Source organism: Streptomyces milbemycinicus (genome assembly GCF_002154605.1).
Classification (GTDB): Bacteria; Actinomycetota; Actinomycetes; order Streptomycetales; family Streptomycetaceae; genus Streptomyces; species Streptomyces milbemycinicus.
In genome coordinates this window covers 1-14,807 of the sequence record NZ_MUNE01000268.1, presented here as the reverse complement: position 1 = coordinate 14,807, position 14,807 = coordinate 1, and the positions used below count along the sequence as shown (strand labels likewise).

Sequence of the window (14,807 nt, the reverse complement as noted above, 5' to 3'; positions counted from 1 at the left end):
ATGCGCGACGGCGACCGGGCCGGGCTCGCCCTGCTGCGCGACTCCTCCGCCTGGATCGGCCTCAAACGGGACGGCGGCACGACCAGGGTGGTGATGGTGAACGGCCTGACCATGGACACCAACTGGAACACCACCGGCACCGGCACCGAGGCCGCGAGCGCGGCAGTCTCCGGCGGCCGCATCTGGCTACGGGCCACCGCCGACATCCGCCCCGGCGCGGCCCGGCCCGGCACCTTCTCGTACAGCACCGACGGCACCACCTTCACCCGCCTCGGGCCCTCTTTCACGATGGGCAACGACTGGCGGTTCTTCATGGGATATCGCTACGCCCTCTTCAACTACGCCACCCAGGCACTCGGCGGCTCGGTGAGAGTCGCGCGCTTCGAACTGAGCACGCCCTGACCCTCAAGGAGAGACATGACCCCTCTGACCAGGTCCCGCCGACGCCGAGCCTCGGCGTTAGGGCTGCTGGCCGCCAGCGTGATGGCGGTGGCCGGGACCGCGACGGCCGCACCCGCCACCGCAACCGCTGCCACCTCCGCCACCTCCGCCACCGCCACTGACTCCATTCAGGCCTCCACCCTGGGCGCTCAGGCGGCCCAGTCCGGGCGGTACTTCGGCGCCGCCGTGGCCGCCGGCAGACTCGGCGACGGGACGTACTCGACCATCCTGGACCGCGAGTTCAACATGGTCACCCCCGAGAACGAGATGAAGTGGGACACCACGGAGCGCTCCCGCGGCTCGTTCAACTTCGGCCCCGCCGACCAGATCGTCAGCCACGCCACCTCACACGGCCAGCGCGTGCGTGGCCACACCTTGGTCTGGCACTCCCAGCTGCCCAGCTGGGTCAGCTCCATCGGCGACGCGAACACCCTGCGCAGCGTGATGAACAACCACATCAACGGCGTGATGGGCCACTACAAGGGCAAGGTCTACGCCTGGGACGTGGTCAACGAGGCGTTCGCCGACGGCGGCAGCGGGGCGCACCGGGCCTCGGTGTTCCAGAACCTGCTGGGCGATGGCTTCATCGAGGAGGCGTTCCGCACCGCGCGGGCGGCCGACGCCTCGGCCAAGCTCTGCTACAACGACTACAACATCGAGAACTGGACCGACGCCAAGACCCAGGGCGTCTACCGCATGGTGCGCGACTTCAAGGCGCGCGGTGTGCCCATCGACTGTGTCGGCTTCCAGGCCCACTTCGGCGCCGGTGGCCCACCGGCCAGTTTCCAGACCACACTGTCGAACTTCGCCGCCCTCGGTGTGGACGTTCAGATCACCGAACTCGACATCGCGCAGGCACCGACGACCGCGTACGCCAACACGGTCAAGGCCTGCATGAACGTGGCGCGGTGCAACGGCATCACGGTGTGGGGCATCCGGGACACCGACTCCTGGCGCGCCGGGGAGAAGCCACTGCTCTTCGACGGCAACGGCAACAAGAAGGCCGCCTGCAACTCGGCTCTCACCGCGATGGGCGGCACCCCCGCGGTGAAGGGCACGGCGAACACCGCGGCGAACACCGTGACTAAGGCCGCGGCAAAGGCCCCCGCGAAGAGCCCGGCCTCTCCCACCTCGTCGGCCGCCGCCCTGCCCGGCAGCTTCAGCTGGAGCTCCAGCGGGATCCTGATGTCCCCCAAGCCGGACTCCACCCACAACATCGCCGGGCTCAAGGACCCGACCGTGGTCTACTACAACGGCAAGTACCACGTGTTCGCCAGCGTCGCCAGCGCCTCCGGATACAGCCTGGTGTACCTGAACTTCACCGACTGGTCCCAGGCAGCCTCGGCCCCGCACTACTACCTGGACCGCAGCGGGATCGGCACCGGATACCGGGCCGCACCCCAGGTGTTCTACTTCGCGCCCCAGCGCACCTGGTACCTCGTCTACCAGACCGGCAACGCCTCGTACTCCACCAACACCGACATCAGCAACCCCAACGGGTGGAGCGCACCGCGCAACTTCTACTCCTCCATGCCGGACATCATCAAGCAGAACATCGGCAACGGCTACTGGGTCGACATGTGGGTGATCTGCGACAGCGCCAACTGCTACCTCTTCTCCTCCGACGACAACGGACACCTGTACCGCTCCCAGACCACCCTCGCCCAGTTCCCCAACGGGTTCACCAACACCGTCATCGCCGCCCAGGACTCCAATAAGTACGCCCTGTTCGAGGCGAGCAATGTGTACAAGGTGCAGGACAGCAACCAGTACCTGCTGATCGTCGAGGCCATCGGATCCGACGGAAAGCGGTACTTCCGCTCCTGGACCTCCAGCAGCATCGGCGGCTCCTGGACACAACTGGCCGCCTCCGAGAGCAACCCGTTCGCCCGGGCCAGCAATGTCGCCTTCCCCGCGGGGGCCTGGACGAAGGACATCAGCCACGGCGAGCTGGTCCGCGCCGGATACGACCAGACCCTCACCATCAACCCCTGCAAGATGCAGTACCTCTACCAGGGCATGAACCCCAACGCCAGCGGCGACTACAACACCCTGCCGTGGCGGCTCGGCCTGCTCACCCAGACCAACTCCTCCTGCTGACCGACCACCGGGACCGCCGCAGATCCCGCACGGAACCGCGGCGGCCCCAAGGGGCTCAGCCGTTCCAGCTCTCGTCGTACGGGTCGCGCGGGGTCGCGACCGGCCTGGCGCGGCTGACCTCGATGAACGGGATGGGGCCGCCGCCCAGCGGATCCTTGGTCTGTTTGGCCGTGTAGGTGCCGGTGACCTCGAGCCAGGTGTCGGGTTGTACGACGGGAGGGATCCGCCCGGTCAGCCCGATCTTGACCGGCTGGGCGTCGGCGGCACAGCAGTTGAGGGCCATGCGGACGAGATAGGGCGCGCCGTCGCGGTCGAGCGCGAGGAAACCGGTGATTTTGATCCGCCGGTCGCGGAGGGAGTGTCCGTGGTCGTAGACCGCGCGACCGGCGTAGTCGGCCACGCTGAGCGGAAGCGGGTCCTTGGCCGGAAGGTCGGGGAAGCCCCAGGGGCGTTGCAGGGCCGTGCCGGTGTGCATGGCGCTGTAGGAGCCGAGCGCGGGCGGGGCGACCAGGATGAGGGCGAAGAGGGGCAGGACGAGCAGCCAGGACACGCGTGGTTCGCGGTGGGCGTGGCCGCCGTGTTCGTGGCTTCCGCCCTCCGGGTCGGGGTCGGGGGGTGTCTTCGGGCCGCGCAGTTCGTACCAGACGGTGGCGGCGGCCGCCACGACCAGCACGCCCCCGGAGGCCAGCAGCAGCGGGCGCAACCCGGCCTTGACGTAACGGAGGTAGAGATCGGTGCAGCCCGCCCGCAGCATCGCCACTCCGACGAGGAACAGCACCACTGCCTGTGCCTTGCGGTTCACAGCAGGACCGCCCCGACCAGGGCCGACACCAGGACCGCCAGGGTGAAGGTGGCGGGGGCGAACCGCAGCGCGAAGGCGCGGCCGAACGTGCCGGCCTGCATCGCGAAGAGCTTCAGGTCGATCATCGGTCCGACGACGAGAAACGTCAGCCGGGCGGTGAGCGAGAACTGCGACAGGGACGCGGCCACGAACGCATCGGCCTCCGAGCAGATCGACAGCAGCACCGCGAGGACCGCGAGCGCGAGTATCGACACCACGGGGTCGTCGGCCGCGGTGTGCAGCCAGCGCGCCGGCACCATGGCCTTGAGCGTGGCGGCGGCCATCGCGCCGACGACGAGGAAGCCGCCGGCGTGCATCACATCGTGGCGTACGGACCCCCAGAACGCGGCCCCCTTGCCGTGGCCGTCGAACGCCGGGCGGGCCGGTGGGCGCAGCCAGTCGGCGCGGCCCACCCGCTGCCACAGCCAGCCCATCACACAGGCCACGAGCAGACTCGCGACGAACCGGGCGAGGACCATCCGCGGTTCGCCGGGGAACGCTACGGCGGTGGCGGTCAGCACGATCGGGTTGATCGCCGGGGCCGACAGCAGAAACGCCAACGCGGCCGCGGGCGCGACACCCCGGCGCACCAGCGCCCCGGCCACCGGCACCGAAGCACACTCGCAACCGGGCAGCACCGCCCCGGCCGCCCCGGCGACCGGCACCGCCAGAGCGGGGCGGCGCGGCAGCGCGCGGGCGAAGAACGACGGCGGAACGAACACCGCGATGAGCGCCGACAGCAGCACACCGAGGACGAGGAAGGGCAGGGCCTGCACGACCACCGCGACGAACACGGTCATCCAGCTCTGCATCACCGGCGCGGACAGCGCCCGGCGCACCGGCCCCTGCGCCGCCACCGCCAGGACCAGCAGCATGGTCAGGACGAGCGACGAATCCAGCCGCCCGCCCCGACGATCGTCCGCGCCCTGACGGTCGTCCGCGCCCTGACGAGCGTCCGCGGCGCGGCGGTCGGCCGGGGGCGGGGCGGCTTTGACGGTGGCCACGGTGGGTACCTCCGGCGTCAAGAAGGGTCGCGAGTGGGTGCCTCTCCCCTTCAGTACGCCGACGCACGCACAACTGCTCACTCGCCCCGGCGGGTCATACGCTGCCGAACAGCTGCGTCCAGTAGGTGCCCGCCCGGCTCCCCGTCGCGTAGCCGATCCCGATGTGGCTGAACTCCGGCTTCAGGATGTTCGCACGGTGTCCTGGGCTGTTCATCCAGCCGCGGACCACCTCCGAGGGGGTCCGCTGGCCGCATGCGATGTTCTCGCCGATGCCGCGGTGACGGCATCCGGCGGCTGCCGCCCGGTCCCATGGCTGGCTGCCCTCGGGGGCGGTGTGGGAGTAGAAGTCGCGGGCGACCATGTCCTCGCTGTGCCGCTGCGCGGCCACGGTCAGGTTCGGGTCGGGGGCGAGCGGCGGCAGTCCCGCCGCGGCGCGCTCCGCGTTGGTGAGCGCGCGGACGGCGTCCGCAGTACGGGCCAGGCCCGCGGCCGTGAACGGCCGGGCCCACAGCACGGTCCAGAAGACCTCGCCCGAGCGGCCGCCGATGGCCCGGCCCATCCCGACATGGGCGACCGAGCCATCCCGGAACGGCGCGCCGCGCTCACCGTCCTCGAGGCAGTAGTCCACGAACTCGGCCGCCGTACGGGGCCCGGAGACGATGTGCTCGGCGATGGTCAGACAGGAGTATCCGGCGGTGGCGATCCGGTGGAAGACCGATGTCCCGTCGGGGCTCTCCAGGCCGAGGCTGCCCTGTGCGGCCATGGCGTCGGCGTGGGCCCGGGCGGCCGTGCTCAGCCGGGCGTCGAGGGCGACGGCCGGGGCCCCGGTCCGCGACCGTACGCCGTTGACCAGGCCGAGGAAACCGTCGGGGTCATGGGCGGCGCCGGCCGGGGACGTGACAGACGACGGTGAAGGTGGCGGAGGCGGCGACTGCTCACCGTCGTCCGCGACGTCGACGCCGAAGTCCCGCGCCACCCCGGCCAGCCCCTCCGCGTACCCCTGCCCCAGGGCCCGCACCTTCCACCGGTTGTTGTGCCGGTAGATCTCGGCGAGCAGCAGCACCGTCTCCTGTGTCGGGCGCGGTGGGGTGAACCGGATGGCCTGCAGCCCGCCCACCCCCGTGATGGTCATGGTGGGGGCGGGCAGCCGGCCGAGCGGTGTGCCGGGGTCAGCGGGGCTGATCACCACTGTGGCGCGGCTGGCGCCGCGTCGCAGCTGCCCCGGCCGCAGCGTGATGGTGTCGCCGTGCAGCCGGGCGCCGGGGGCGGTGGGCTGGTTGAAGAAGACGAAGTCGCCGTCCCACGCGACCCTTCCGTCCTCTCCGGTGATCAGCACGGACAGGTCGAAGGGGCCCGGCACCCGGATCCACAGCACGCCGTCGTTGAGCAATGCGTTTCCGCCAGGTACCAGTTCGCCCATGTCACACCCAACGCGGGGGCGCCGCGCAGGGTTCCGGCGCCCCGCCTGCCGGGGCGCCGGATCGGTCGGTGTTCGGTCGGTGCGCCCGGATCAGACCAGGGGGGCCGGGTAGGTCGGGTACTCCACCCCGGAGACATGCTGGACGACGCGGATGACCTGGCAGGAGTAGCCGAACTCGTTGTCGTACCAGAGGTAGAGGATCGCGTTGTCCCCGTCGACCTTGGTGGCGCCGGCGTCGACGATCGAGGCGTGGCGCGAGCCGATGAAGTCGCTGGAGACCGCGTCCGGGGCGTTGGTGAAGTCGATCTGGCGCTTGAGCGGCGAGGTCAGCGACACCTCGCGGAGGTAGTCGAGGACATCCTCGCGGTTGGTCTCGCGGCCGAGCCGCAGGCTGAGGATCGCGATCGACACGTCCGGGACCGGGACCCGGATCGAGCTGCCGGTGATGGTCGCCTTGAGGTCGGGCAGCGCCTTGGCGACGGCGGAGGCCGCGCCGGTCTCGGTGATGACCATGTTGAGCGGGGCCGAGCGGCCACGGCGGTCCGACTTGTGGTAGTTGTCCAGCAGGTTCTGGTCGTTGGTGAACGAGTGGACGGTCTCCACATGGCCGCGCAGCACGCCGTACTCGTCCGCCATCGCCTTCAGCGGCGGGACGATCGCGTTGGTGGTACAGGAGGCGCAGGACAGGATCTGCTCATCCGGCTTGATCATGTCGTGGTTGACACCGTGGACGACATTGGGGACGTCGCCCTTGCCCGGGGCGGTCAGGACGACCTTGTCGATCCCCGGCTGGAGGTGCTGGGACAGGCCCTCGCGGTCGCGCCACTTGCCGGTGTTGTCGATGAGGATGGCGTTCTTGATGCCGTACGCCGGGTAGTCCACCGAGGTCGGGTCGTCGGAGTAGATGACCTTGATCTCGTTGCCGTTGGCGACGATCGCGCTGTTGGCCTCGTCGACGGTGATGGTGCCGTGGAACTGGCCGTGGATGGAGTCACGGCGCAGCAGCGAGGCGCGCTTGACGAGGTCCTGGCCGGCGCCCTTGCGGACGACGATGGCGCGCAGCCGCAGGCCGTTGCCTGAGCCGGCCTTCTCGATGAGGAGGCGGGCGACAAGGCGGCCGATGCGGCCGAATCCGTAGAGGACGACGTCACGCGGCTCACGGCACTCGATCTTGTTGGCGCCCGTGGCGCCGGCAACGGCCTCGGCGGTGAACTCCTCCACCGGAAGACCGCGGTCGTCGGTCTTGTACATCGCGGCCAGCATGCCGATGTCGATCTGGGAGGGGCCGAGGTCGAGCGTGGTGAGGGCTCGCAGGAACGGCATGGTGTCGGTCACGGAGAGTTCCGAACCGGCGATCTGCCGGGCGAATCGGTGGGTCTTGAGGATGCTGACCACTGACTTGTTCACCAAGGAGCGGCTGTGGAGCAGGACCGTGACGTCCCGCTCGCGCTGCAGCTTCCCGATGATCGGAATCATCGACTCCGCGATCTCCTCGCGGTGCTTCCAGTTGGTGAACGAGTCCTCGTTGACAGTCACAAATTTATCTTTCGAGCTAGGCGGCGCTCATATGCTAACCCCCCGCCATTTTGATCTTTCAAACGGAGCCACCCAAGCCCTGTCGATCGCACTGAATGGAATGTTATAAATGCGGACATGAGCACACATGCTCGTATGTCCTGGCGGCGGCATCGGCCCCGATCCGGGTCCGAAGCTCCCCTCGCATCCCGCTGGAGACGGCTCGGGGCCCTCTCGCGTGCCCGAAGCGTCGCCGGGCAGGTGTTCATCCTGCAGCTGCTGCTGGTCCTGCTCCTGGTCGTCGGCGCGGTCGTGGGCCTCGCGCTCCAGGCGCGGAGCCAGGGCATGGCGGACGCCCGAAAGCGCTCTCTCGCGGTCGCCGGGACAATGGCGAACGCCCCCGGGGTGGCCCAGGCCATGGCGAGCAACCACCCGACCGCGCTGCTCCGGGACTCCGCCGAAGCGGCGAGGAAGGGCTCCGGTGTCGACAGCGTCGTGGTGTTCGACCATCGTGGCCTCCGTCTCACCCACCCCGACACGACATTGATCGGCAAGCGGATCATCGGCCCCGCCAAGCTGGTGCGGGAAGAGCTGGCCGGAAAGACGATCTCGCAGACATTTCATGCGAGCCAGGGCCTGTCCGTGGTCTCGGCGGTCCCCGTCCTCAAGTCCGACGGCAGCGTCCTCGGCGGGGTGTCGGTCGGGGTCAAGGTCGAGAGCGTCAACAGCGTGATGACCCAGCGGCTGCCGCTGCTGCTCGGCAGCGCCACCGGGGCGCTGGCCCTGACCACCGGCGGCACCGCGCTGATCAGCAGGCGGGTGCGGCGGCAGACCCACGGCCTGGGCGCCACCGAGATGACGCGGATGTACGAACACCACGACGCGGTGTTGCACTCGGTCCGGGAAGGCGTGCTGGTCGTGGCCGCGGACGGGCGGCTGCTGCTGGTCAACAGCGAGGCTCGGGCACTGCTCGGCCTCGCCCCGGACGCCGAGGGGCGGCACATCGGCGAGCTCGGCCTCGAGCCGCGGCTGACGGAGCTGCTGGTGTCGGGGCGCCCCGTCACGGACGAGGTGTACCCGTGCGGCAACCGGCTACTGGCGGTCAATCTCCGGCCCACGGACCGTAGGGGCGGGCCCGCCGGAAGCGTGGCGACGCTCAGGGACACCACCGAACTGCAGGCGCTGTCCGGCCGGGCCGCGGTGGCCCGCGAGCGGCTGGAGCTGTTGTACGACGCCGGGGTGCGGATCGGCTCGACCCTGGAGCTGACCGAAACCACCGAGAAGCTGGTGGAGGTGGCCGTCCCCCGGTTCGCCGATATCGTCACCGTCGAGCTGCTGGACCCCGTGCTCCAGGGCGAGGAGCCGGAGCCACCGTACGAGGTGCTGCACCGCACGGCGGTGGGCGGCGACACCACCGCACACCCCCTCTTCCGCCCGGGAGAGCGGGCCGTCTACGGTCCCACCGCACCCCAGAACCAGGCCCTGCGGACCGGCCATGCCGTCCTTCAGGCCGCGGTGAGCGACCAGGCCGCAGTGAGCGACGCCACCGGACTCGGCACCCCCGCCGAACACCTCCCCGACCACGGGATCCAGTCGCTGATCACGGTTCCGCTGCGCTATCGCGGCGTCACCCTGGGGCTGGCCAACTTCTGGCGGACACGGCGGAGCGAGCCGTTCGAGGAAGAGGACCTGGCGATCGCCGGGGAGCTGTCCGGGCGCACCGCCATCTGTGTCGACAACGCACGCCGGTACGCCCGCGAGCACGCCATGGTCACCACCCTGCAGCGCAATCTGCTGCCCGGCAGCCTGCCCGATCAGGACGCCACGGAGGTGGCCACGCGCTACCTGCCCGCGCAGGGCGGGACGAGCGGCAGCTGGTTCGATGTCATCCCGCTGCCCGGACACCGGGTCGCCCTGGTCGTCGGGAAGGTGGCCGGGCAGGGCCTGCACGCCGCGGCCACGATGGGCCGGCTGCGCATCGCGGTGCAGAACTTCTCGGCCCTGGACCTGCCCCCCGATGAACTTCTCTCCCTCCTGGACGAGCTGGTCACCCGGCTCGACCTGGAGCAGGACACCGACCCGGACGGTGCGCGGATCACCGGAGCCACCTGCCTGTACGCGATCTACGACTCGGTGCGCGGCCTGTGCACCGTGGCCAGGGCAGGCCACCCGGCGCCCGTGCTGATCGGCCCGGACGGCACCGTGGACACCCCGGCGGTGCCGGTCTCCCCGCCCCTCGGTTTTGGCGGGGAGCCCTTCGAGGTGGCCGAGCTTCCGCTGGCCGAAGGGACTCGTCTGGTGCTGTACACCAACGGGCTCCTCGACAGCCACGACGGCGCCCCCGACACCGGCCCGGGCCCACTGCGCCACGCCCTCGCCGACCACCCGGACCTCGGCCCCGAGGAGATCTGCCAGACCCTGCTCGACACCGTGCGTCCGGCCCGCCAGAGCGATGACATCGCGCTGCTGGTGGCCCGCACCCGGGTGCTCGACCCCAAGGACGTGGCCGAGTGGGAGGTACCGCTGGACCCGGCGGCGGTGGCCCCGATCCGCGCCGCGGCCGCCCAGCAGATACGGGCGTGGGGTCTGGAGGAGGCCGACTTCGCCGCCGAGTTGATCATCAGCGAACTGATCACCAATGCCCTGCGCTATGGCGCCCCGCCCGTGCGACTACGGCTGCTCCGCGGCCGCGATCTGACCTTCGAGGTCTCCGACGGCAGCAGCACCTCCCCCCATCTGCGGCGGGCCAGGGCCACCGACGAAGGCGGGCGCGGCCTGTTCCTGGTCTCCCAGTTCGCGCGAGCCTGGGGCACCCGCTACACCGCCGACGGCAAGGTCATCTGGGCCGAGCAGGCCCTGAGCGGCACGGCGGCGCTCGACGATGGCGCGCTGGGGCTGGGGGACAGCCTGGTCGGCCAGGGGGATCCGTCGGCCTTGTAGCCGCCCGGCGTTCGGACTGTACCGCCAGGCGTACGGACTGCAGCGCCAGGCGTACGGACTGCAGCGCCAGGCGTACGGGCTGTAGCGCCCGGCGCATGGGCCCGGAGGTCAGGGGCGCGGTCCGACCGTCGTGGCGCCGTCCCGTACGGTGATCGCCGCCGCGGGACAGGAGTCGGCCGCGTCCAGTACCCGCTCCTCCTCAGGGACCTCGTCGGCCAGCGGACGGGCGTGTTCCGCGTCGAGGGCGAACAGATCGGGAGCGATTCCGGCACACATACCGGACGCGATGCACCGGCCCCCGTCGATCTCGGCCTGCCAGGTCATCCCGCTCACCACCCGACCGGCATGACGCGCGGTCCGCGGACCAGCATCTGGTCCTTCCACACCACGTCCCCGGTCAGGCACAGCCCCGGGAAGCGGGTGATCAGCGCGCCGAGCGCTTCCTGGAGCTCAAGCCGGGCCAGGGGCGCCCCGAGGCAGTGGTGCACACCGTGGCCGAAGCCGAGGTGCTGGGTGGCGGGCCGGGCCACGTTGAGTTTGCCCGGCTCGTCGAAGCGCAGCGCGTCGCGGTTGGCGGAGCCGACGGCGACGAGGACGGGCTCTCCGGCGCGCACCAGTTGGCCGCCCACCTCGATGTCCTCGGTCGCGTAGCGGGGCTGGGAGGCGCCCTTGCCCAGCGGTACGAAGCGCAGCAGCTCCTCGACCGCGCCGTTCAGCAGGGCGGGTTCCTCGCGCAGGCGGCGCAGTTCGCCGGGGTGGTCCAGGAGCGTCAGCACGAAGTTGGGGATCTGGGTGGCCGTGGTCTCGTGTCCGGCCACCAGAATGCCCACGCACAGGTCGACGAGTTCGAGCTCGGACAGCCGGTCGCCGGCGTCCCGGGCCTCGATCAGCGAGGTCATGAGGTCGTCCTGGGGCGCGGCACGGTGGATCTCGATCAGCCCGGCCATATAGGCGCGCAGTTCGTCGCGGTTGCGGTCGAACTCCTCGGCGCTCAGGGAGCTGGTGGACAGCGCCGCGTCGCTCCAGGCCCGGAACTTGGGCCGGTCCTCCTCCGGCACACCGAGCAGCCGGCAGATGACCCCGACCGGGATGGGCAGGGCGTAGCGGTCGACCAGGTCGGCGGGCGGCCCGGCGGCCTCCAGCCCGTCGAGGAGTTCATGGGTCAACTGCCGCACCGACGGCCGTAGTTTCTCCACCTGGTGGACGGTGAACGCCTTGGCGACGAGGGTGCGCAGCCGGGTGTGCTCGGGCGGGTCCATGGTCAGGATGCCGCTGTTGCGCCGGCCCTCGCCCTGCCGGGGCTCGTCGCGGTGGAGCGCCGCGGCGCGGCTGAAGCGCCGGTCACCGAGCACCAGCCGGGCCTCGGCATAGCGCGTGACGAGCCAGGCGGGCTCGCCGTACGCCATGCGCACCCGCACTAACCCCGGGCGGTTCCTGGCTTCCTGGTACGCCTGGCTGAGCCCCAGGCCCTCGGAGGAGTTGAAGGGATAGGCGATCGCTTCCGACTGCACGGTCGTCTCCGCTGTGGTCACCGTGACCTCCCTTGCGTAAGCACGTGCTTACAAACGTAGGAGCGGCGCCTTGGTACGGTCAACGGCCCGATTGCGCCGTTGATCCGGCGATCCTCCCGTAGGACCGCGGGGATCACGGAGAGCGGACGAGAGGAGTGTCGCGGTGGGTACGACCACGTCAGAAGGGCGGCGACGGGATGCGCAGGGCACGCGGCGGCGGTTGCTGGAGGCCGCGTCCGCGCTGTTCGCCGAGCGGGGTTATGAGCGGACGACGGTCCGCGATATCGCGGACCGGGCCGGGGCGAACCAGGCGCTGCTCTTCCGCTATTTCGGCTCGAAACGAGCGCTGTTCGGCGAGGTGGTGGCGCACGACGGGGAGGAACAGATGCGCAGCACCCCGCCCGATGAACTGCTCGAGGCCGCGCTGCGCGGGGTGCTCGCCCACCGTGGAAGAGAGCCGGGCAGCCGCGCGCTGGCGACCCTGCTTCGCTCCGTCGGCAGCGGTGACGAAATCGGTACGGCGGTACGTTCGATCAGCGACGACTACGCGCGGGTGCTGGCGTCCCTGAGCAGTGCCGACAACCGTGCGCTGCGGGCGGACCTGGCGTTGTCCTGGATGCTCGGCATCGGCATGATGCGGGTGGTCGTCGGCAAGGAGCCGCTGGCCGACGCCGATCCGGACGAGGTGTGCGCGCTGGTCATGGTGGCGCTCGGCACCCTGCTCGACGGCCTGCCCGAGATGCCGGGGCAGGGTTCGGTGAACACCGAAACATCGGCCCTTTAGTGTCTGCGCCATGCACATGTACATTCCACGAGAGGACACCGAATGACGCCGGGCGAGATGGTCGCCGTGTTCCTGGCGGGCATCAGTGCGGGCGCCATCAACACCGTCGTCGGTTCGGGGACCCTGATCACCTTTCCGGTGCTGCTCGCGACGGGCCTGCCACCCGTCACCGCCACGGTGTCCAACGCGCTGGGCCTGATCCCCGGCTCCGTCAGCGGGGCCATCGGCTATCGGAGCGAGCTCAGCGGCCAGCGCCGACGCATCCTGAAGCTCGGTGTCGGCGCCCTGCTGGGCAGCCTGACCGGCGCCACGCTGCTCCTGGCCCTGCCCGCGTCGGCGTTCGAGACGATCGTCCCCGTGCTGGTCGGGCTCGCCCTCCTGATGGTGGCACTCCAGCCCGTGATCAGCGCGAAGGTGCGCCGCCGCCGTGAGGAGACCGGGCGGGCCGCCCGCCCCGACGGCGGCCCGCTGCTGTTCGTCGGCCTGATGCTGGCCAGCGTCTACGGCGGCTACTTCGCCGCCGCGCAGGGGATCATCTACATGTCCTTGATGGGCATCCTGCTCGACGAGCCCCTGCAACGTCTCAACGCCACCAAGAACGTCCTCGCCGCCCTCGTCAACACGGTCGCCGCGCTCTTCTTCCTCTTCGTCGCGGAGTTCGACTGGACGGCCGTCGCGCTCATCGCGGTCGGTTCCGCGCTCGGCGGCCAACTCGGCGCCAGGGCCGGCCGTCGGCTGCGCCCCGTGGTCCTGCGGACCCTCATCGTCACGGTCGGCACGGTGGCCATCGTCCAGATGCTGGTCGGCTGAGTTCAGGGGATGGTACGGCGGTTGGCCAGCACGACGGCGCCTCCGGCGAGCGCGGCGGCCGCGACGACGGCGCTGAAGACGGTGGTGCCGCGGGACAGCCCGACCGCGTCGCTGAGGTATCCGACCGCGACCGGCAGCAGCCCGGCGGGCACGTAACCGCCGACGTTCAGCGCCGCGTTGGCCTCGGCCAGCCGGGCGGCCGGCACATGGGCGCTGATCAGCGTGAGCCCGCCCAGTTGCCCCATCCCCTGCCCGGCGCCGGCCAGGACCGCTGCGAGGGCCAGCAGCGGGGTGGAGGACAGCTGCACGGCCAGCGCCAGCGAGGCCATGGCCCCGACGGTCGACGCGGCCCCGGCCGCCAGGATGGCACCCACCCTCAGCCGTCGCACGGCGAACTGAACGGCGGTCGCCGCCGTGAACATCACGAAGGCGGTGGCTCCGGCCACCACCCGGCTGGTGGTGCCGAGCAGATCCGCCAGCAGCGAGGGGCCGAGCGAGAGGACGAAGGAGGTGGAGGTGATGCCGGGGGCGAACACCACGATGCCCAGCAGGAGGTGGACACGGTTGGCGCGCGGCACGGACGGCACGCGGACCCAGGCGCCGGGCCGGGGCCCGGCGGCGGGGCGGCGCAGTGGCATGCGCACCACGGCCAGCACCGCCAGGACCAGCAGCGCGATCTCCACCAGGAACACGGTGACCGTCGGGCCGGGCAGGGCCTCCGAGAGGACACCGGCCAGCAGCGGGCCGAGCCCCGCGCCCAGGACCATGGCCGTGGAGGCCAGCAGCGCGGCGAGCCGCTTGCGGTCCGGTCCCGCGACATCGGTCACGGCCGCCATGCCCGCCGACACGATGGAGCCGACCGCCACGCCGCTCAGCAGCCGGGCGATCGCCAGGGCCACGATCGAACCGGCCGTCGCGAACAGCACACTGGCCACGATGCCCAGCGCGAGGGCCGGCAGCAGCACCGGCTTGCGGCCGACCCGGTCCGACACCACCCCGGCCACCAGCAGGGCCGCGATCAGGCCCACGATGTAGCAGGCGAAGACCACGGTCAGCTTCCCGGAGGAGAACCCGAGCTCGTTCTGCCACAGGACGTAGAGCGGGGTCGCCGTGTTGGACAGGATGAACACGGCGGTCACCGGCCAGGCCGCGAGCCAGACCTCCCGGCGTGGCGGGGGCTCGGCGGCGGTGGCCGCCGTCGTCGCAGTTGCCGCTGTCACCGGGGTTTCGGTGTGCTGGGCGCTCCCTGCGCTCCCCATGGGGTCTCCCCTCCAAGCCGCACAGCAATCTGTACGAGAAAAGTCGAACTACCAGTACGAGAAGAGTCGAACATAAACTCCGGTACGATTCAACTCGTACTGATGGTTGCGCTGTCTCAACGGAGGTGACGTGGATGCCGCAGACCGCCACGGCCCACAGGTTCGCCGCCCCCTACCCCGCC

Annotated in this window: 12 protein-coding genes; 5 read left to right on the top strand and 7 right to left on the bottom strand. The window is 70.8% G+C overall.

Annotation, left to right across the window (positions count from 1 at the left end):
* Window positions 1-402: beta-xylosidase family glycoside hydrolase (locus CCN51_RS21865; RefSeq protein ID WP_483883444.1), on the top strand; the 402-nt coding region annotated here is incomplete at its 5' end.
* 15 nt (window positions 403-417) lie between these two features.
* A complete protein-coding gene (locus CCN51_RS21860) occupies window positions 418-2,541 on the top strand; it encodes a glycoside hydrolase (protein WP_086859986.1) in 2,124 nt (707 codons plus the stop codon).
* A 55-nt stretch (window positions 2,542-2,596) separates the two neighbouring features.
* On the opposite strand, the gene CCN51_RS21855 is transcribed toward CCN51_RS21860, so the two are convergent.
* The 4 genes from CCN51_RS21855 to CCN51_RS21840 all read right to left on the bottom strand — a co-directional run bounded on the left by CCN51_RS21855 (window position 2,597) and on the right by CCN51_RS21840 (window position 7,342).
* Window positions 2,597-3,343, bottom strand: coding sequence for a TIGR03943 family putative permease subunit (locus CCN51_RS21855; protein ID WP_014181700.1), 747 nt, complete (start codon window positions 3,341-3,343; stop codon window positions 2,597-2,599).
* Entirely contained in the window at window positions 3,340-4,386 is a 1,047-nt protein-coding gene (locus tag CCN51_RS21850; RefSeq protein WP_055414064.1) for a permease, read from the bottom strand. Before CCN51_RS21850 ends, CCN51_RS21855 begins: the two co-directional genes overlap by 4 nt.
* Before the next feature lie 94 nt (window positions 4,387-4,480).
* Window positions 4,481-5,806 (bottom strand): CAP domain-containing protein, encoded by a 1,326-nt coding sequence (locus tag CCN51_RS21845; RefSeq protein WP_043488150.1) that lies wholly within the window; start codon window positions 5,804-5,806, stop codon window positions 4,481-4,483.
* Window positions 5,807-5,896: 90 nt separating this feature from the next.
* Entirely contained in the window at window positions 5,897-7,342 is a 1,446-nt protein-coding gene (locus CCN51_RS21840; RefSeq protein ID WP_014181697.1) for a glyceraldehyde-3-phosphate dehydrogenase, read from the bottom strand.
* 240 nt (window positions 7,343-7,582) lie between these two features.
* Here CCN51_RS21840 and CCN51_RS21835 point away from each other — a divergent pair, with 240 nt between their 5' ends.
* Entirely contained in the window at window positions 7,583-10,261 is a 2,679-nt protein-coding gene (locus CCN51_RS21835; protein ID WP_014181696.1) for a SpoIIE family protein phosphatase, read from the top strand.
* A gap of 108 nt (window positions 10,262-10,369) precedes the next feature.
* Here CCN51_RS21835 and CCN51_RS21830 read toward each other — a convergent pair whose 3' ends face one another.
* Together CCN51_RS21830 and CCN51_RS21825 are read right to left on the bottom strand one after the other, a co-directional pair.
* Window positions 10,370-10,585 (bottom strand): ferredoxin, encoded by a 216-nt coding sequence (locus CCN51_RS21830; protein WP_014181695.1) that lies wholly within the window; start codon window positions 10,583-10,585, stop codon window positions 10,370-10,372.
* Between the two features lie 5 nt (window positions 10,586-10,590).
* Window positions 10,591-11,793 carry a cytochrome P450 gene (locus tag CCN51_RS21825; RefSeq protein ID WP_014181694.1) on the bottom strand — a complete coding sequence of 401 codons (1,203 nt, stop codon included), beginning with the start codon at window positions 11,791-11,793 and terminating at the stop codon, window positions 10,591-10,593.
* 142 nt (window positions 11,794-11,935) lie between these two features.
* On the opposite strand from CCN51_RS21825, the gene CCN51_RS21820 reads away from it, so the two are divergent.
* Both CCN51_RS21820 and CCN51_RS21815 read left to right on the top strand, forming a co-directional pair.
* Window positions 11,936-12,556, top strand: coding sequence for a TetR/AcrR family transcriptional regulator (locus CCN51_RS21820; protein ID WP_043488148.1), 621 nt, complete (start codon window positions 11,936-11,938; stop codon window positions 12,554-12,556).
* Between the two features lie 42 nt (window positions 12,557-12,598).
* The gene (locus CCN51_RS21815) at window positions 12,599-13,366 is read left to right on the top strand and encodes a sulfite exporter TauE/SafE family protein (RefSeq protein ID WP_014181692.1); all 768 of its coding nucleotides are present in this window, start codon (window positions 12,599-12,601) and stop codon (window positions 13,364-13,366) included.
* A 2-nt stretch (window positions 13,367-13,368) separates the two neighbouring features.
* Here CCN51_RS21815 and CCN51_RS21810 read toward each other — a convergent pair whose 3' ends face one another.
* Window positions 13,369-14,625, bottom strand: a complete 1,257-nt coding sequence (locus tag CCN51_RS21810; protein WP_086859984.1) for an MFS transporter — start codon at window positions 14,623-14,625, stop codon at window positions 13,369-13,371.
* Window positions 14,626-14,807: the final 182 nt, after the last annotated feature.

Excerpts from the sequence above, each read along its gene's own strand:
- CCN51_RS21860 (WP_086859986.1), top strand. The coding sequence starts at position 418 with ATGACCCCTCTGACCAGGTCCCGCCGACGCCGAGCCTCGGCGTTAGGG.
- CCN51_RS21845 (WP_043488150.1), bottom strand. The coding sequence starts at position 5,806 with ATGGGCGAACTGGTACCTGGCGGAAACGCATTGCTCAACGACGGCGTG.
- CCN51_RS21830 (WP_014181695.1), bottom strand. The coding sequence starts at position 10,585 with ATGACCTGGCAGGCCGAGATCGACGGGGGCCGGTGCATCGCGTCCGGT.
- CCN51_RS21815 (WP_014181692.1), top strand. The coding sequence starts at position 12,599 with ATGACGCCGGGCGAGATGGTCGCCGTGTTCCTGGCGGGCATCAGTGCG.
- CCN51_RS21810 (WP_086859984.1), bottom strand. The coding sequence starts at position 14,625 with ATGGGGAGCGCAGGGAGCGCCCAGCACACCGAAACCCCGGTGACAGCG.